This is a genomic window from Mesorhizobium sp. P2_E10 (assembly GCF_056404235.1).
The window spans coordinates 52985-71401 of the sequence record NZ_JBFUEK010000018.1; the positions used below are offsets into that span (position 1 = coordinate 52985).

Here is an 18417-nt window from a genome sequence, read left to right on the forward strand (position 1 = left end):
TTCAGGCAGCCCTCTCGGCTTTATCCAGCAGAAGCGCCGTCACCGGTCCAACCTTGAAGTTAGGTGCGTGGCTTTCCGCGAGGGTCGTAAAAGCGACGTCCAACGATTCGCGGTCCTGATTTCGCGCCCAGAAGAGAACTCCCCCTTCATGCTTGGGGAACCCGTAACCATTGGTCAGCACCAGGTCGATATCTGACGGCGAATGAGTTACGCCTTCGGAAATAACCCATGCAGCCTCGCTTGCCATGGCGGCCATTGCGCGGTTGACGATCTCTGAAGCTGGGATCGAGCGACGAACGCGCCCCGCATCGCTAGACGCCTTAATGATGAGCTCGGTGACGATGGGGTCAACTTCGCCGCGCCCTCCTGCCGCCGGGTACAGATAGTAACCGGCTCCTGCCTTGCGGCCGAACCTGCCGGCCTCGCACAAAAGGTCGGGGATTACGACATAGCGATCTGTCTGTTTGCGGAGTGGCGCTGTCGCCTGGCGCATGCGCCAGCTGATGTCGAGGCCCGACAAATCAGCCACGGCGAACGGACCCATGGCAAATCCGAACGCTTCCAGCGCAGAGTCAATCTCGTGCGGTAGAGCACCCTCCTCCAGCATGAATTCGCACTGGCGGCGGTAAGCCCCAAAGATGCGGTTGCCGATAAATCCGAACGAGTCCTTGGAGAGTACAGGCAGCTTTCCCATTGTGAGTGCGAGGTCAAAGGCCGCACCTGTCACATGCGGTGACGTACCCTCATGTCGAACGACCTCAATAAGGCGCATCACATCAGCCGGGCTGAAAAAATGCATTCCCGCCACGTCCTGGGGGCGGCCGGAAAACGCTGCGATCTCGGAGACCGACAGGTACGACGTATTCGTCAGAAGCACCGCGCCTGGTCGCGCTGCGCTCCCAAGGGCCTCAAATACCTGCTGCTTTGCGCGGATATCCTCAAAGACGGCTTCGATGACGGCATCGGCCTCGCCAACACGCCGAGCATCTGTGGTGACTGTAAGGCGGGGTAGAAAAAGGCCCAATTGTGCGGGATCAAGTCGACCGCGCTCGACGCGTCGCTGAAATCCTTTCTGGACGCGGTCAAGTGCGCGGGCCCCGGCATCAGAAGTGGATTCCACGATAATGACGGATTTTCCGGCACCAAGCAGCGCAGCTGCAATCCCCGCCCCCATGGTGCCCCCGCCGATCACAGCAACCACATCGATCGGGTTAGCTCTGGACGCGGCTGCTTCAGCGGCTTTCAAAGCCTTGCGCTCTGCGAAGAACAGATGGCGGAGGGCCGAAGCCTCTCGCCCCATTCTCAGCTTTTGAAACGCCGCCCGTTCGTCCGCTAGGCCTTGCTTGAAAGGCAAGCGTCCGCATTGTTCGATGGCGTTGATCGCCGCCACGATGTGTGGCCGATGGCGGCCGGAACTAAGCGCTCGAACCTTCGTGTCTGCGAATGAGGAAGGTTCGCATTCCGGAACCGGCTTGTCGGATACCTTGCGTTTGGCGGACTGAAGGCCGGCCAGGAAAGCAAGGGCTTCAGATTCCAGATCTCGCTCGGCCACCGCGTCGATCATGCCTAACTTGACGGCTTCGATTGCAGGTACGCGGGTGCCCGCGCAAATGAGCTCCACTGCCTTTTCCCGCCCAACCAGACGCGGAAGGCGCTGTGTACCCCCGGCCCCCGGAATAAGGCCGAGGGTGGTCTCCGGAAGGCCGACCACAGCGTCGGGACTGGCAACGCGGCCATCACAAGCTAGTACAAGCTCATACCCTCCGCCTAAGGCCGCGCCGGCAATTGCAGCCACGAACGGCTTGGTGCTCTCCTCGATGGCAGCGACGACCGATGGAAGTTGCGGGTCCTTCAGCGGCGCTCCAAATTCGCGGATGTCGGAGCCGGCCATGAACATCGTGCCAGCGCCGATCAACAGGCCACCCGTCAATTCCTCATCAGAGTCCACGGAAAGGACTGCTTTCAGGAGCCCGTGACGAACCTCAAGTGAACCGGCATTGATTGGCGGGTTGTCGATAATGATGATGCCGATATCCCCCCGCCRCTCGAGCCTCACCGCTTGCCGTGTTGCTGATCCTGACATCCACTAACCCTTGCTGACGGCCTTTGGCTGGTTGAAACAATGCTCGAGTAAAGCTGCGGCCTGCCCAAGGCGCTTTTGGATCACTAGCGCCGGGAGGATGGGCCAAAACTTTGTGCGTCAAACCACGCTGGCGTTGATGGACGCCAACGCAGCCGAAGCTTCCGCGATGATCCGATCGATGAGTTCGGCGCAGCTGGGTACGTCACTGATCAAGCCGACAGCTTGTCCGCAGGACCATATCGCATCATCGAGTTTGCCCTCAAAGTAGACTGAGGGATTTCGGCTGCCAGTGATCAGGGGCAAGAGCTCCTCTAAGCCGGCGCCCGCGGTTTCCATTTGCACGACTCTGCTTGCGAGTGCGTTCTTGGCTACACGCATCGGCGAGCCGATTGATTTCTGTACGATTAAAGTATCTTCGGCTTTCGCAGCCACCATCCAGTCCTTGACGGCCTGGTGGGCACCCGCCTCCTGCGTCGCCAGGAACCGCGTCCCCATGATGATTCCGTCGGCGCCAAGACTTAAGGCAGCCAGCAACCCTTCGCCGTCGCCGAATCCTCCGCCGGCAATAAGGGGGATGGCGATCCGCGAAGCGGCCTGCCGCACCATGATCAGAGTGCTCACGTCGGTCATTCCAGGATGGCCGCCCGTTTCGTTTCCTACCACGGCGACGGCGTCGCACCCGATGCTTTGAGCCTTGAGGGCGTACTGGGCGGCAGGCACCTTGTGTATGATCTTCAGGCCCGCCTTCTTAATACGTTCAATATAGGCCTCTGGATTTTGGCCGGAAGTCTCAAGAACAGGTACGCCTTCATTGATACAAACCTCCAGGAAATCGGCCGGGGCGTACTGTCGTGCCGTGGGGAAGAGGTTGATGTTCACGCCAAAAGGCTTGTCGGTAAGCTTGCGTAACATCTTGATTTCTGCCGAGAAGGTCTCGAGATCAGAGAAAGTTGCGGATGTAATGATGCCTAGCCCACCTGCATTGGAGACAGCTGCGGCCAGTGGGGCGCGCCCGATCCGGAACATGCCCCCGCAGATGATGGGGTGCTGGATACCAAGAAGTCTGGTCAGTTTGGTCTGGAACATGTCCCTGCCTCTTGGACGTTTCGGGAAGTCGCCAACCGCGCAATTCCGCGCCGCTGATACTAAACTGCCCACTCTTGTTGAGCTGCCTCGTGCCAAACCGTTTCACGGTGGTGCCAGGGCGAACCGAGAAGCAGCTGCCGAGCACGGGCTCGCCGAAAGTAAAGCTGCACATCCGTTTCCAGCGTGTATCCCATACCTGCCCAAATCTGCTGCGCCGTGAAAGTGCATTTGCGGCTGCTCTCCCCGGCTTGGATCGAGGCCATGGCCACATAAACCGGAGTGGGCGAGATCGCTGCGTTTCCGACGAGCAGACGTGCGGCGAAGTTCTCCATATACGCCTCCGCAAGTCGCTGTTGGACGGCTTGGAACGAGCCTATGGCCACTCCGAACGCCTCCCGTTCCTTGGCATAGGCAACGGCTAGGTCCAGTGCCCCTCGGGAAAGACCAACGACCTGCGCTGCCAGGACCGTGCGCAGAACGTTCAGCGCTGCTTCCAAATCTGCCCATCGGCAATCACCATTGCCAATGATGATGGTCTCGCCGTTGGCCACCGACACCCAATCCAGTGTGCGATAGCTATTGTTGGCGATATCCGGATTCGCCGCTCCGCCCCATCCGGCAGTGGGCTTTTGCACCAGCGCCAACGCAACACCCACATCCGCCTGTACGGGGATAAGGACCGCATCGGCACGCTCAAGGTGCTCGGCGACCCATGGCTTACCGCTTTCATTATCTGCCAACGGTGTAATTGCGCAGTCTTCTGCGCTTGCTGGCAGCCCATTCGCCGGCATGGCAATCGCTATAAGCTTCTGGCCGGTGGTGACAGCTTCGATCAATTCGTAGAGGGATCCGTCGTTAAACTTTGCCAGAAGGGGTATGACAAAGGCTGCAGTTTCCGCGAAGGGCATTGGAAACGCCGCAGTTGCCAGCTCCTCTGCAATCATTGCGACAACGGGCAGCCCGTGGGCGCCGAACGCATCGGGAGTCAGCAGGCTAATCCAACCCAAGTCGGCGACCGCCTTCCAGAGCCCGTTTGCGGCATTCCAGTCACCTCGTTCCGCTTGGCGGACGACTCTTGTGGTCAGCTCCTTCGCGACAAAGGCCTGAGCGACCTCCTGGATCATTTCAAAATCAGCCTGGTCGACAACGCTTTCACTGGCTTCGAGTGCACCCACGCCTTGATTCATGTCACCGAACTCCGTTTGCTGATGTCTCTGCGGCCTGGCGGGCGGCGAGTTCATCAAGAATTTCCTTGGTATGCTGCCCCAATGCGGGGGGCGGCCGATGGGATTTGGGGCGACCGTCACTGGTTATGCCCAAGCCCATGGTTCGAACTCGGCCGAACTCAGGCATGACGAAATCGACGAAGTAGCCACCGGCCTCGACCTGCTGGTCAAACATCAAGTCGTCCGACATCTGCACAGGGGCGCAAGGGACGCCACAAGCCTCGAACGCTGTGACCCATTCTGTGGTGCTGCGTTTGGTAAACTCGTGCTCAGCATAGGCGGTAAGAGCCCGCCGACTGGTGTCCTCTTCGTCCGTCTGCGGCAGTGCATCCGGATTTTCGAACCAAGGATCCTCCAAACCGACGATGGACATGAAATGCCGTCGCTGAGGGACATTCAAGCAACCTATCGTGACATATCCGTCACTTGTTTCGTAGGTGCGGTAGTAGAGTTCACGCGCGACAAGATCATGCATATGCTTGGCGGATGCCCGCATACGATCCCTGACCGTCCCTTGCGACTTCTGGGGGTTTTGCCCATCCACGGCTTCAATCGACACCAATTTTTGCCGCTGCAGGCTAAGGGCTGCTTCAATTAGCGTGCTCTCGATCTTCTGTCCGACGCCGGTGCGCTGTCGCTGGATAAGCGCGGACAGCACTCCAATCGCCAGCGTCTGACCCGCGGTGAAGTCAATCAACGCGATACCGGCGTACCGCCGCGGGGCTTTCCCATCGGGATTGGGATTTGACGCGATCAAGCCGGAAACCGCCTGGATTACCAGATCATAGCCAGCATGAAGAGCCCGGGGCCCTTTCTGTCCGTAGGCCGAATTCGAAGCATAGATCAGACGGGGGTTGAGGTCGCGGACCGCCTCGTATCCGATACCCAAGCGTTCAGCGACGCCCGGCCTATAGTTGTGGACCATTACGTCGGCCGATGCGATCAGGGCTTTCGCGGTGGTGAGGGCCTCGTCCGTCTTCAGGTCGAGCACGATGGATCGTTTGTTGCGATTGAGCGCAACAAAGCTTTTGCTGAACCCCGGCGAGAACGGGTCTTGGCCTCTCCATTGCTCGCCGGCCGGTGGCTCAACCTTGATAATGTCGGCGCCCATATCACCCAGCAGTTGGGTGCAGAATGGACCAGCAATATAGCCTGAAAAATCGACGACACGGATGCCGTCCAGAGGACCTGACGAGGTCATTTCGGCAACCCCAAGCCACGAGTGGCAATGACCCCACGCTGGATTTCGCTTGACCCCCCAGCCAAGGTAAGCGCCGGAGAGGCGCGGAAAACGGCTGGGAAGAGGCCGTCAAAAATTGCAAGGTCGGAACCGTATTCGAACTGGGCCAGCGGACCGACAATGTCGACCGTTGCGTCCGCCAAGGCCTGGGTCAACAAGCCAACATAGAGTTTTCCAAAGGAGAACTCGGCGCTGACCCCCTTCCCCGCGTCTAGGTTGCGAGCGATCATATACCCGAAACTGCGGGCAACCTGGAGCTTCGTCCGGAGCTCACCGATTTTGTCTTGGACCATGCCGACGTCGGCGAGACGGCCCTTGTCGCAGTCGCTTCCCTCGCGCTTAACATATTCGACGAGTCGATCGAGGGAGAGCCGGGCCGCCCCGACCCTGTCCATACAGGATCGTTCCAGATCAAGGCTGCGCATCGCCTGATGGAAGCCGCGGTTTTCCTCGCCCAGAAGGTTTTCGGCGGGAACGTGCACATCGCTCAGAAAGACTTCGTTCAGGACACCGCCGCCCAGTGTTGGGAAACTGTTGACGGTGACACCTGGCGTGTTCATGTCGAGGACGAAGAGGCTGATCCCGCGATGCTTGACGGCTTTTGCATCGGTCCGCGCGGCGAGGTACWTGTGGGTCGCGACCTCGGCCGAGGAAGTCCAGATTTTGTGGCCGTTAACGACGTACTTGTCGCCTGTGCGAACGGCCGTGGTCCGCAGCGATCCAAAATCGGACCCGGCCATGGGTTCCGAGAACCCCTGGCAAAACATCGCGTCGCCGGCCGTGATCATAGGAAGGTATTTGCTCTTCTGCTCATCGGTGCCGAACAGCATCAGCGAGTTACCGAAGACCTTCGCGGAAAGGAGGTAGGCGGAAAGGGGAGCGCGCGCATAGCCTAGCGCCTCGTCAATGATGGCAGTCTCCAGGTGGCTCGCGCTGCGCCCGCCGTACTGTTCGGGCCAGTGGCGGCCGATCCAGCCCGCTTGGCCGAGCGCCTTAAAGAAGGCTGCGGAATCGCCGTCACTCATCGTGCCTTGGCGCTCCAGCCCGCTAACGGTTAGCGGAATCGTCTTCTGGCAAAACTCAAGGACGCGACCACGCAACTCGGCAGCTTCATCTTCCGTAGGAATGATACGCATTGGCCGCTCAAGCTCCTCTCTACGCGTCATCGTCTGGTGGGCGATTTAGCCCTCCAGTGATCCCTTACGCGTCGCGCCCGGCTGCCGAAATTGAAAAAAAAACAATAGCTTTGAATGTATCTGAAATGGCGCCGGTGATGTCATGGAGGGCCTTCGCCTTCCGGTGGCCGAGCGATAGCTGCAGCAAAATGAAAGATTTGGCGGTGCCGTGCCTTTTTGGGTGAGCGCAGCCAGATCATCGGCGACTTCGACCGCTGTATCCTTCTCGCAATACTCAGCGCCAAGGCCAAAGCTGGCGTGGTTGATCTGAGCCCATGCTTGGCTTGGAGGTTATGCGAGGCGACAGTTGCCACGAGTTGGGAGACGGCCGACGACGAGTCCCCGACACCTCTGACAGCGACCGACCGGGAAGATTCTTCTGTAGCGACTATGGCCTTGTTGCGAGAGAGGCGCGTGTTAGCGCTGCATATTTCGGCCGGAGATAGCCTTCTACTCCCTCGACGCCATTCTCGCTTCCAAAGCCGCTGTCCTTGACACCACCAAAAGGCGTCTCGGGATAAACGGCTCCAAAGGAGTTGATCAGAACAATGCCGGCTTCCAAGCGATTTATCAGTCGCTCTGCCGTGTCGCTTGAATCGGTAAACGCGTAGGCTGCAAGCCCAAAAGGCAAGCTATTGGCGATTTCGAGTGCCTGGTCGAGATCGCCATAGCCGCAGATTGCCGCTACCGGGCCGAAGGGCTCTTCCTGCATAATGCGAGCTCCGGGAGGAACGTTGGACAGAACCGATGGCGGAAAATAATACCCAGGTGTCGTTCCTTTCTCGGCGCCGGCAACCAAGTTGGCGCCACATCTCACAGCGTCGCGGACAAGCTCTTCAACCGCCGCCACCCTTCTCGCATTTATCAGCGGTCCGATCGCCCGCGCCTTGGTCGCCTCCACAAAAGCCTGCGTGAAGCGAGCGAGGATAGACCGATGCACGATGAAGCGACTAGCCGATACGCAAACCTGTCCTGCATTGCGGAACTTCTGTTCAGCGGAAAGTCGGGCCGTCTGTTCCGGGTCAGCATCTGGGCAAACGATGACCGGCGCATGCCCTCCTAGCTCCAGAGTCGCCTTCTTCAACGCCTGTCCGGCCTTAGTGGCGACTACACGCCCGACTGCAACGGAACCGGTGAAAGAAACCTTGCGGATGATAGGCGAGGAAATCAGGTAACTCGAGATCTCCTCGGGATCTCCAAACACCATGTTTAGCGCGCCAGCGGGCAATCCAGCGTCATGGAGCGCCCTGGTTAACGCTGCAGCGCCTGCCGGTGTTTCTTCCGAGGGCTTCACCACGACCGAACAGCCGGCCGCAAGGGCTGGAGCAATTTTTGCAACAGGTTGATAAATTGGGAAGTTCCATGGTGTGAGGGCGAGAACCGGACCAACAGGCTCCGGGAGGACCATAAGGCGCTCCCCAGGCTGGCGCGAAGGGATTATCCTTCCGTATATACGCTCCGCCTCGCCGGCATTCCAACGAAGCACCTCTGCCGAAAAGCGGACCTCGGCCTCGGCTTCCTCAAGCGGTTTGCCCTGTTCGATTGAGATGTGGCCAGCAACCGACTGAGCACGGGCATCTAGCATGTCAGCGGCGCGCCGTAGCACCACAGCCCGGTCATGCGCAGGTGTCGCGGACCAGATACGAAAACCCGTCAAAGCCGCAGCGACTGCGTTGTCGAGGTCACCTTTGGCTGCAACAGAACAACGTCCGATCACTTCCCCGGTGGCAGGGGCAATAACCTCCATCCGGCCTGCCCCAGATTGCCAAGCGCCCCCAATGTAAAGTTCGGTATCAGCATATTCGGCTGCAATCTTGTCAATTGTCATGATCTGGGTCCCTCTGTCGGTGTCTCTGGCCAAGAGGGTTGATCGGCCATGGCCTGCAAGGGTTCAATTGAATAGAATTTTGGTGCTGTTAAAATATATGCTACGGGCCTTCGATTGGCGAATGAGATCAAGCGTATCCACGAGGGGCCACTTTGCGCGCAACGGTGAGGCGTCTGTGGACTAGCAGGCCATACGTGCAAGTGCTAAAATTAACCGGCTGACTTTTCCCGGAGCGCATTGCAACAACGCACTAGTCGGGCCTCGTTTTGGGCGCGATCGTTTGCATCGCGCTGGATTCAACAAGACAAGCGCCTCGCCGTCTCAGTTTGTCGGCTTGGCTCTAACCACCAAATCTACCACGACTCTTCCAGATGAAACGGGCTGCTAATATGATGACGTCGTCGATGCGCCGAGGACATGCGCAGGGAAAACGGATAAGCTGATGGGACGCAAGATTCCACCCTTTGCCGCGATCCGCGCGTTCGAGGCTCTAGCTCGTCACGGCAACCTGCAGGCGGCGGGCGACGAGCTCGGGATATCTGCCAGTGCGATCAGCCATCAGGTCAAGTCGTTGGAGAGCCACGTCGGAACCAAGCTACTGATTAAGTCGGACAATCGGCTGAAGGTCACGAAAGCTGGATCAAATTTGGCGGCCGAGCTGCGAGATATTCTTGACCGGCTGGAAGCAGCGTTGCTTAAGGTTTCGCTAGCGCGCAAGACAGGCCGAGTTTCAATAAATCTGTTTCCGTCTCTGGCGGATCTCTGGATGGTACCTCTCCTGGCGCGATTTGCTGAGCAGCACCCTGAGATTTCTGTGACTCTGGTAACAAGCCCAGAGAAGGTAGACCTGTCCGGTAGCGACATCGATCTTGCCATTCAGTATGGGATTGAACCCGTCAGTGCCGAGAAATCTTTCCCCCTTATTCAGGAGACGATAAGCCCTGTTTGTTCGAGTGCGTTCCTGACGCGGCGTGGGCCGATTACACAGGCGTCCGATTTGCTGTCCCGACCTCTTATTTATTGCGCTTCCGCGCCGGATGAATGGCGGATCTGGATGGAGAAGAACGACGTTCCACTCGGCGACGTGCAGCACTGGCTCGAGGTTGACACGCGCTCCGCAGCGCTGCGAGCAGCCGAGCAGCACATGGGGATCGCGATCGGGCGACGGCCTTTCGTGGACCTCGCTTTGGCGCGAGGTGCTCTGGTGCAAATTTTTCAGCAACCTATACTGACGGGCATGACGTACTTCTTGGTGACGCCTACCCGCTCTTGGAGCGTGCGCAATGTGCGCACATTCAGCACCTGGTTGGTCGCAGCTTCCAAAGCAGAAAATCCTTTCGTATCAATAGAAGCCGTGGACTAGGCCTCAAGTGCGCATATTGCACCATATCCGGACGGCGATAGTGTTCTTCCAAGAAGTATGGCTTGACTGAAGGGTAGAGCCCAACCTTTTTCAGGCGGCGTACTGAGCACGCAAGGCGGTTCGGCCCAAAAAGTGACCCGCTCGATAGACGTGAACGAAGTTACCTACTTTCGATAGGTCGGTCCCCGCCGTCTCCGATCGGAGGCTCGATTTTCAAAGCGCGGTCTCGCGACGCAGTCCGACAGATTTCGTGTCGCGCCGCTCGTCCCACCCAAGTTGTCGGCAACCTACCCCAATCCTGCGAATGCCTTCGACGATATTTTCGTCAGAAGTTGCCACTGACAGTCGTAGAAAAGGATCCGCGTAGAAAGCGGCTCCAGGCACCGTGACCACGCCTGCTCCTAAGAGGTGGTCTGCGAGGTCAGTCGACGACGCTATAACGCCTCCATTTGGTGCTCTTTTACCGATAAAAGCCCCGCAATCGACATAAAGAAAGAATGCACCTTGCGGCGTCTGTGCCTTAAGTCCAGGCACCTTCGACAACTCCGACAAAGCAAGATCGCGCCGCCGGCGATAGACCTCGCAACGTTCACCTAAAAATTCCTGTGGTCCGTCCAGTGCGGCCACGGCGGCGGCTTGGCTGATCGAACAGGGTCCACCACTTGTCTGTGAAAACAATACACGCAATCCGGAAGTCCACCAGTCCGGTCCGCCGGCATAACCGATACGCCAACCGGTCATGGCATAGGCCTTGGACAGTCCGTTGACGGTCAGTACTCTGTCCGTCAGATCCGGAGCTACCTGTGCTAGAGTTGCGAAGGTCGCGGGTGAGAAAACGATGTGTTCGTAAAGATCGTCGGAGATCACATTGACATGCGGATGACGGCGCAGCACCTCGGCGATCGCGCCCAGCTCCTCGGATGAAGCCACGGCGCCAGTCGGATTTCCGGGCGAGCACAACAACAGCAACTTGGTTTCCGAAGTGATCGCAGCTTCAAGCCGAGCCGCATCGACGCGGTAGGCTTCGTATTCGCTCGTTTCCAAGAAGACCGGCGTTGCTGCGCACACCTGGGCCATGCCCACGTGCGACGTCCATGCTGGAGTCGAAAGGATAACCTCGTCACCGGGATTCAGGAGAACCTGCATGGCGCTGGCGATCAACGGTTTGGCGCCAGCGGCAATCACCACCTGTGACCGCTCAAAGATCAGCTGATTGTCCCGAGCGAATTTGCGCCTCACGGCGTCCTTCAAGGCGGCCGTACCGTCTGCGGCAGTGTACCGCGTCACTCCGGCCTTGATCGCTTCGATCCCGGCCGCCCGTATATGGTCTGGCGTGTCAAAATCGGGCTCCCCTAATGACAAGTCGATTAGATTGTTGCCACGGGAACGCAGTTCGGTCGCGCGCTCGAACATCGCGCCGATGGGTGATGCCGGGACCCGACGCATAGTTTCTGAGAGCATTACTCGCAATCCTCTGAAAGAGTGTGGTTGGGGCCGAGGCTGTTGGGTCCCACCAAGACATGGATTACAGCCGCACGGCCTGCAGAAAGTGCACGGTCCAGTGCCGGCTCGAAATCAGCCGTATCATCCACCCTCTCGCCATGCGCGCCATACCCCTCAGCAACCTTGGCAAAATCGGGATTTCGGAGAGTTGTTCCTGAAACGCGACCCGGGTAGCGCACCTCCTGATTGCCGCGAATTGTGCCGTATTTGCCGTTGTCGATGATAATGAATAGCGGATCCAGCTGGTATTGCACTGCTGTCGCCAACTCTTGCCCGTTCATCAGAAAGTCTCCGTCACCGCCGATGTAGACCGCACGGGAATGTGGACGCACGAACTTAGCGGCAATTGCTGCAGGGACACCCATGCCCATAGCCCCGCTAATCGGTGCGGCGGCTCCTAGAAACTGTCGGTAGCAATAGTGAATGTTGGGCCAATCCGAGGCATTGCCCGCACCCGTGGTCATTGTGGTGTCGCGTGGCAGACGCTCATTTAGCGCGCGCATCACCTCGGCCATGTCAACCGGGCCAGGCTGTGTCGGCAAAGCGAGCCCCCTGGCATAGCCGGCTTTCGCCTGGGCGGTCGCCGTTGTGTGGCGGCGATCGGCGCTCAATTCGGACAGTGCCATCGCCGCAAGGTTTGGATCGGCTAGGATTGGCAGATCCGCTTGATAGAGCCGGCCCAGCTCTTCTGCCCCCGGATGAATGTGGACAAGTCGACAAGCAGGCTTGTGAGCTGCAATAATCGTATGTTTCATTGTGGTCGGATCGTTCAGGCGAGAGCCTAGCGCGATGATCAAATCGGCATCACGAGCATATTGGTTTGGCTCCGGTATGCCTCCGAAGCCGACACTACCTACAAAATTCGGATGATCGTGCGGAAACAAGCCTTGACGACGGAACCCGACAGCGACTGGTAGGTCATGCGTCTCCACAAAGCGAATCACGGCTGCATGCCCCTCGGGCGTCCACATCGCACCGCCTAAGAGCAAAAGCGGACGTTTTGCCTGCTGTAGCATCTGGGCCACTCCGGCGATATCCGTGGATGAAGGGGCCGCTGGCGTTGCACGAACTGCGGCTAGGTCGGGCGTGTCAGTCAGCGAAAACAGCATGTCTTCGGGTAAGGCGAGAGCAACAGGACCGGGTCGACCCGAGACTGCCACCTTGAAAGCCCGGTTGACATATTCGGGCAAACGCGAAGCGTCGTCGACTTCCGCGACCCATTTAACAGTCTGGCTCAGAAACCGGCGATAGTCGATCTCCTGAAAGACTTCACGGTCGCGGTAAGGGCGACTGATCTGGCCAATCAGAMGAATCATCGGCGTGGACCCCTGCATGGCCGTATGCAGTCCGATGGTGGCCGACGTCACGCCGGGCCCACGTGTCACGAAACAGATTCCTGGTCGCCCGGTCAGATCGCCGTATGCGGCGGCCGCGAAACTCGCGCCGCCTTCCTGCCTCATTGTGATATAACGCAGGGCATTGCCATGATCTCGAATGGCATCGAGTGCTGCCAGATAACTCTCGCCCGGTACGCCGAAGATCACTTCGGCGCCATTAATCTTCAAAGCTTCGACAAGTACTTGCCCACCGGTGCGCATAACCACCCCATATTCTACAAAAACAACTCCAGCGGATCATCAACCACAGGAGCCTGTGACAATTTCCATTGATTCCGATGCTGGAAAGAAAACCAGAAATGAGGGGACACACCCAGCGAAAACGATTCATGGGTCGTCAAAATCACTCAATGGGAAGGGGAGCGGCGGTATCCCGTGAAACGGCTGTTTCGCTGCTCACACGTTGCCCTGCCCGACTGGTTCAACTCGTCAGATCCATGCAACTTCCGCAAGGTCCAGATGCTCCCTCGGCGGGCCAACGCACTGGGTACCCTTTGGCTGCAATAAGACCAAACTCCGCAAAATGCGCTCGGATCGCATTCCCTGCGTACGTTGGCGAACCGGAAAATGCAGCGTGCAATGCAAACTAGAACTACTGAGCCGTCTTCACCCTCAATAGGAACAAACTACTCTTGTCAAAGCTTCACAGATGGCGGCGGCGGCAGCCTGCCTGCGCTTAACGCAAGGCTTGACATCGGACAGTGGCATCGCCGCACGTCATGGTCCATCTCCTGAAGTCTAAAGGCAGCGGGAACGTTTCTCGAATAACGTATGCAACTGACCGTGACACAGCACACGGCGCCCATGAACCCGACCGGTCTCATCAACACCGTGAGCCTGAAAACTCAGTCTGGGGATAGCACAACGCCGTGTGCGACATGCACGCATCCCTTGGATGAAGACATCCCAACCAAGATGGCGCAATGCGGCGCCGCGCGCATGAACCATCCCACAAACAATCGAGAAGACGCACTCACAAACTAAAAGCACTGCCGCGCGCCCAGGCACATCGGGCCGCTCCTTGACCAGGTCAGGTCGGACGACGAATGCGCGGACTAGTCCAGCTTGGATCGGACGCGCTCGAAATTCCGGGACGGAGAACCTAACGCTAAGCCGTGCGGAAGGCTTCCATCGCTTCTGTCAATGCGCTCTGGTCGAGCTGCACCTTCGCGTATGCTCTTTCCAGCCAGCCGATTTCCACCCGCGGCACCGAGTTCAGCAAAAGTCGCGTATAGGGGTGCTCGGGGTCGACAAGCAACCGGCCAGCCGGGCCAGTTTCTACGATCAAACCGCGATGCATGACAGCGACAGTATCCGCGATCCGTGACACGGTCGAGACATCATGCGAAATGAAGAGCATCGCCACGCCTAGCTTTTCGCGAAGCTGGGAAATCAGTTCGACGATGGAGTTACGCACAATCGAATCCAGAGCCGAGGTGACCTCGTCGCATAGGATCAACTGCGGTTCCGCCGCCAGCGCCCGCGCTAGGTTGATCCGCTGTTTCTGGCCTCCTGACAACTCGGAAGGGCGTCGATCCATCAAATCGTCCCGCAGCGAAACGAGGTCCAGCAATTCGCGCACCCGGTCACGCCGACCGCGGCCCCTTAACCCCGTGAAATACTCTACGGGCCGTCCTAGAATCTTTTCGATGCTATGGCTCGGGTTCAATGCCGTATCCGCACTTTGCGACACGAGTTGGATGCGGCGGACCATCTCCTTATTACGATCCTCCACCCGAGGGTTGAGTGGTTTGCCATCTATCAGCATGGCGCCCCGCGCTGCAGGCAGCAGTCCCGCAATCACCTTTGCCAGTGTGCTCTTGCCCGAGCCAGATTCTCCAATGATGCCGACGACGGCTCCCTTTTCTATCGACAAATTGACATGGCGAATCACGGGATATGCAGGTTGACCGCTCGGGCCGACCGGCCCATACCCCGCGCTTATATCCTGCAGTTTGAGGAGAGGCACCTCCGCGAAGTCCGCAGTTGGCGCCGGATGGGCACAATCCAAAGACGGCGTCCCTGCTGCCATGAGGATACGCGAATATTCGTGCTTCGGCGCGGCGATCAGGGCTGACATACCGGCTTCTTCCTTGATTTCGCCGTTAAGCAGCACCGTCACTCGATCTGCAATCTGGGCCACGAGGGCCAGATCGTGGCTGACATAGATTGCAGCGGTGTTGTGCTTCTTGATCAGATCCCGGAATGCCATCAGAACCGACAGCTGCGTTGTAACGTCGAGCGCGGTCGTAGGTTCGTCGAAAATGATCAGATCCGGATGCGAAATCATCGCCATGGCGGCCATCAATCGCTGCAACTGCCCTCCAGAAACTTCGTGCGGAAATCGCCTCGCGATCTTGTCAGGTGTGGGGATGCGTAATTCTTGATACAGCACACTCGCTTGCGCCATGGCTTCTGCGGCCGACATCAGTGCGTGTTCGCGCGGGGTCTCCGTCACCTGGTGGCCGATCCTGAGGCTCGGGTTGAATGACGCAGCAGCGCTCTGTGCCACGTACGAAACGCGATTGCCGCGGATATCGCGCAAGGCATGAGCGGGCAATGTGAACAGATCCGTTCCATTTAGAAAGACCTGACCAGAGGCCCGGCGCAGGCCCGGCCTGACATAGCCCATGGCGGAAAGCGCAATAGTTGTCTTGCCGCTGCCGGATTCGCCAATAAGGGCATGCACCTCACCGGGGTGCACCTTTATGTTGATGTCACTTACGATGGGCCTGCTACCCTCAAGAGGTTCTTCCAATTCAAGCCGGAGATTGCGGATTTCAAGGACTGGTTTCGTCATAGTTCTTTCCTGCAATTCTTCGACCAAACGTGGACGACACACCCACAAGTTCGCGCACAAGCTTGTTAGCGAAGTTCGCGAAATCCATGTTCCAGCAGCGTCAGGGTCTCAGGGCCATTCGCATCTATCAGGAACATGTCCTCGACGTTGAACCCTCCTTGGTCGGTCGGATAGAAGGGCAATTCAAGGCACATTACCATGCCTTCCTCCAGAACCTGGTCGGTAGGCCCCAGAAACGGTGGTTCTTCGGTCTGATCGTCCAATCCAATGGAATGGCCTATATGCCCGCGAGAGTAGTTGGGGAGGCCATGGTTCCTGACCGTTTGGATAGCCGCCTCAAAGATATCGCCGATTCGAACGCCGGGACGCAGCATCTCGCGCGCCACCTCAAAACCGGCGGTCAAGGCGTGATGGATTTGGCGCTGTTCAACGGTGCCCTTTCCCATGCAAACATGTCTGCAACCATCGCTCCAATAGCCGTTCACTCGCGCGCCGCAATCCAGCTTTATCACGTCCCCGGTTTGCACGATCTGTCCGTCGCCCGTTCCGACATGGGGGAAGAAAAAGCTCCGCTCAAATCCGTTCAGGGACGGATCGCAGCGCACGGCGTCTCGCAGAGACGCCTCGAATGTGCGTTGAATGTCTGCCAGCCGCTGTCCTTCGTGGAGTGCATCAAATGCCGCGCCGGTGCCGATGTCAAAAAGGCGGGCTGCCTTGCGCAGTTCTAGTATTTCGGCCGGATGCTTGATCTGGCGGGTCCGGTACGCGATATCGCGACAATCCACCAGACGGTTTTGAGGAAAACAGGTCCTGAGCGCCTCGTAGGTCTCATGCTTCATAAGAGAAAGATCCGACCCGACGACGGCACCCGACAGCCCGCGCGACCGCACGACGTCCCGGACCAAACCAAATATTTCCGCGTAGTCATACTGCATCGGGCGAGACAAAATGGCGCCCGATTGCACCCGGATCTCCTCAAAGGTTCTGTTTTCAGTCCACAGGGAGTACGTCCGGATATCCGCGATATCGCTGTGCCTCCGCGCGTCCGGTGCACAGTATTCGCTGACGATCACCGCCGGTTCCAGGTCGCTATCCGCTGGCAAGACGACCATGTCCGTTCCGGTCATCTGCCAAGAAAGGTCGATAAACGCACTATTGTAGCCCGAGAGATAGCGGAAGTTGGCGGGCGTGACGGCTATATAGACATCAACACCCGCGTCGCGGAGATTTCGGCAGAATCGCTGTCGGAGCTCGTTATGCATGATGTATTCCTTAGGTGTCTTTCGTTGAATACCTTGCACGTCCACCCGGATCGGAGTGATAATCATTCGTCAAAAACCGGCCTTCGTTGGCCAATTCGGGAAACCGCCGTGGGATCACAGGTCACTTTTCGGAACCGGCCAGAGAAACGGGTCTATGGTTTTCTACTCTTAGATCAGTATCCTTTGCTCCCCGTGGCGGGAATGATCGACATTCTGCGTGACGCGGACTACGTCACAGATCGGATCAATCATCAGTGGTTCACGATTTCTGCAGGCTCACGCGAAGTTGTTGCCATGAACGGTTTGCGGTCGATATGCGATTACACCGTCGAAACCGCTCCTCAGTGCGACGTGGTTGTGGTTTGCGCTGCTCTGGGGGGGCATCTCTTCGACGATGATCGGTTGTTTCGCTGGCTACGGTCACGATACGCCCAACACACCACGGTCGGCGCCATTGCGACTGGAACCTGGGTGCTAGCGAAAGCCGGGTTGCTATCTAATCATCGCTGCACGCTGCATTGGGAGGACATTCCAGCTTTCGAAGAGCAATACCCACGTCTGACGGTAGAACGATCGCTGTTCGTTCGCGACCGGCAGATTTTTACATGTTCTGGCGGTACAGCAGCAATTGACCTGTTCCTGCAGCTGGTGAGCGAAACTCTTGGGCCCGAAGTCTCGTCCGATGTAGCGCGACAAATTCTATATCAGACAATTCGACAGGGATCCGAGGTCGTCCCTATCAAGGAAAGCCCGTTTCGCCGGATCGGAAATCAAGCCTTGCGTAAAGCCGCTCAGCTTATGCATGACAACGTGGATTTCCCCTTGTCGATCGAGACCATCGCGGCGCGTAGCGGCACTTCTCAGAAACAACTGGAGCGTTTGTTCGATCAGCATTTTCGAACAACACCTCAGTTGCACTATCGAGCAGTACGTCTCGACCAGGCGCGCGCATTGGTGCGACTGACGGAGTTTGCGATATGGGAAATTGCAATCGCAACTGGGTTTTCAACTCCGCAATACCTTTCAAAGTGCTATCGGGCGCGATTTGGCATATCGCCATCTCAAGAACGGCGCAACCTTGCCCGTTATCAGGACCCCCTTCCTTCAGTTGTCCTACACGATGGTTCATCGTGAAATTTAGTGTGTCCAAAGAGGACCAAAAAATGTCGCATGAGTATCCGTAGGGGCCGCGGATCGGTGTACCGTTTATCGATATGCCAGAGCGCCCTCTAATTTAGGAAAAACTGATATGGAGTCGCATTCACCGTTTAGGCCTGCAGGACCAAATCGCCGTGATGTGCTTGCCGGCGCTGCCGCAACGGCTGCCGGGCTCTTTTTGCCCGCCAGATTGGCGCGGGCACAAGAGCCAAAACCCGGTGGGCGACTTCGTCTGGCCGTTTCCGGCGGATCCTCGACCGATTCCCTGGATCCGACTGCGATCACGGGTGCGATGG

At 58.0% G+C, this 18417-nt stretch carries 12 protein-coding genes and 1 pseudogene; 2 read left to right on the top strand and 11 right to left on the bottom strand.

The features are described 5' to 3' along the window. Window position 1 precedes the first annotated feature (1 nt). The 6 genes from AC1D0N_RS28100 to AC1D0N_RS28125 all read right to left on the bottom strand — a co-directional run bounded on the left by AC1D0N_RS28100 (window position 2) and on the right by AC1D0N_RS28125 (window position 8638). Window positions 2-2083 carry a 3-hydroxyacyl-CoA dehydrogenase NAD-binding domain-containing protein gene (locus AC1D0N_RS28100; protein ID WP_477249440.1) on the bottom strand — a complete coding sequence of 694 codons (2082 nt, stop codon included), beginning with the start codon at window positions 2081-2083 and terminating at the stop codon, window positions 2-4. 117 nt (window positions 2084-2200) lie between these two features. Then, window positions 2201-3169, bottom strand: a complete 969-nt coding sequence (locus AC1D0N_RS28105) for an NAD(P)H-dependent flavin oxidoreductase (RefSeq protein ID WP_477249442.1) — start codon at window positions 3167-3169, stop codon at window positions 2201-2203. Window positions 3170-3228: 59 nt separating this feature from the next. Beyond that, complete coding sequence (locus AC1D0N_RS28110) at window positions 3229-4410, bottom strand: acyl-CoA dehydrogenase family protein (protein WP_477249444.1); 1182 nt, start codon at window positions 4408-4410, stop codon at window positions 3229-3231. Beyond that, the gene (locus AC1D0N_RS28115) at window positions 4358-5596 is read right to left on the bottom strand and encodes a CaiB/BaiF CoA transferase family protein (RefSeq protein WP_477249445.1); all 1239 of its coding nucleotides are present in this window, start codon (window positions 5594-5596) and stop codon (window positions 4358-4360) included. The genes AC1D0N_RS28110 and AC1D0N_RS28115 overlap by 53 nt, the downstream gene beginning before the upstream one ends. After that, the gene (locus AC1D0N_RS28120) at window positions 5593-6771 is read right to left on the bottom strand and encodes an acyl-CoA dehydrogenase family protein (RefSeq protein WP_477249447.1); all 1179 of its coding nucleotides are present in this window, start codon (window positions 6769-6771) and stop codon (window positions 5593-5595) included. The genes AC1D0N_RS28115 and AC1D0N_RS28120 overlap by 4 nt, the downstream gene beginning before the upstream one ends. Window positions 6772-7198: 427 nt before the next feature. After that, window positions 7199-8638: an NAD-dependent succinate-semialdehyde dehydrogenase gene (locus AC1D0N_RS28125; protein ID WP_477249449.1), complete on the bottom strand. Its 1440-nt coding sequence runs from the start codon at window positions 8636-8638 to the stop codon at window positions 7199-7201. A gap of 442 nt (window positions 8639-9080) precedes the next feature. Between AC1D0N_RS28125 and AC1D0N_RS28130 the strand changes: the two genes are divergently transcribed. Next, window positions 9081-10001, top strand: a complete 921-nt coding sequence (locus AC1D0N_RS28130) for a LysR substrate-binding domain-containing protein (protein WP_477249451.1) — start codon at window positions 9081-9083, stop codon at window positions 9999-10001. A gap of 213 nt (window positions 10002-10214) precedes the next feature. Here AC1D0N_RS28130 and AC1D0N_RS28135 read toward each other — a convergent pair whose 3' ends face one another. The 5 genes and pseudogenes from AC1D0N_RS28135 to AC1D0N_RS28155 form a co-directional block, all read right to left on the bottom strand. Continuing rightward, window positions 10215-11462 carry a pyridoxal phosphate-dependent aminotransferase gene (locus AC1D0N_RS28135; RefSeq protein WP_477249453.1) on the bottom strand — a complete coding sequence of 416 codons (1248 nt, stop codon included), beginning with the start codon at window positions 11460-11462 and terminating at the stop codon, window positions 10215-10217. Continuing rightward, the gene (locus AC1D0N_RS28140; protein ID WP_477249455.1) at window positions 11462-13102 is read right to left on the bottom strand and encodes a thiamine pyrophosphate-dependent enzyme; all 1641 of its coding nucleotides are present in this window, start codon (window positions 13100-13102) and stop codon (window positions 11462-11464) included. The genes AC1D0N_RS28135 and AC1D0N_RS28140 overlap by 1 nt, the downstream gene beginning before the upstream one ends. Window positions 13103-13391: 289 nt before the next feature. Further along, window positions 13392-13789 (bottom strand): annotated as a pseudogene (locus tag AC1D0N_RS28145) (IS110 family transposase); the annotation flags it as partial. Between the two features lie 220 nt (window positions 13790-14009). Further along, window positions 14010-15701, bottom strand: a complete 1692-nt coding sequence (locus AC1D0N_RS28150) for an ABC transporter ATP-binding protein (protein ID WP_477249456.1) — start codon at window positions 15699-15701, stop codon at window positions 14010-14012. A gap of 65 nt (window positions 15702-15766) precedes the next feature. Beyond that, window positions 15767-16963 (bottom strand): M24 family metallopeptidase, encoded by a 1197-nt coding sequence (locus AC1D0N_RS28155; RefSeq protein ID WP_477249458.1) that lies wholly within the window; start codon window positions 16961-16963, stop codon window positions 15767-15769. Here AC1D0N_RS28155 and AC1D0N_RS28160 point away from each other — a divergent pair. After that, a complete protein-coding gene (locus AC1D0N_RS28160) occupies window positions 16958-18097 on the top strand; it encodes a GlxA family transcriptional regulator (protein WP_477249460.1) in 1140 nt (379 codons plus the stop codon). The genes AC1D0N_RS28155 and AC1D0N_RS28160 overlap by 6 nt on opposite strands. Window positions 18098-18417 lie beyond the last annotated feature (320 nt).

Excerpts from the sequence above, each read along its gene's own strand:
- AC1D0N_RS28105 (WP_477249442.1), bottom strand. The coding sequence starts at position 3,169 with ATGTTCCAGACCAAACTGACCAGACTTCTTGGTATCCAGCACCCCATC.
- AC1D0N_RS28110 (WP_477249444.1), bottom strand. The coding sequence starts at position 4,410 with ATGAACTCGCCGCCCGCCAGGCCGCAGAGACATCAGCAAACGGAGTTC.
- AC1D0N_RS28115 (WP_477249445.1), bottom strand. The coding sequence starts at position 5,596 with ATGACCTCGTCAGGTCCTCTGGACGGCATCCGTGTCGTCGATTTTTCA.
- AC1D0N_RS28125 (WP_477249449.1), bottom strand. The coding sequence starts at position 8,638 with ATGACAATTGACAAGATTGCAGCCGAATATGCTGATACCGAACTTTAC.
- AC1D0N_RS28130 (WP_477249451.1), top strand. The coding sequence starts at position 9,081 with ATGGGACGCAAGATTCCACCCTTTGCCGCGATCCGCGCGTTCGAGGCT.
- AC1D0N_RS28135 (WP_477249453.1), bottom strand. The coding sequence starts at position 11,462 with ATGCTCTCAGAAACTATGCGTCGGGTCCCGGCATCACCCATCGGCGCG.
- AC1D0N_RS28150 (WP_477249456.1), bottom strand. The coding sequence starts at position 15,701 with ATGACGAAACCAGTCCTTGAAATCCGCAATCTCCGGCTTGAATTGGAA.
- AC1D0N_RS28160 (WP_477249460.1), top strand. The coding sequence starts at position 16,958 with ATGCATGATGTATTCCTTAGGTGTCTTTCGTTGAATACCTTGCACGTC.
- AC1D0N_RS28155 (WP_477249458.1), bottom strand. The coding sequence starts at position 16,963 with ATGCATAACGAGCTCCGACAGCGATTCTGCCGAAATCTCCGCGACGCG.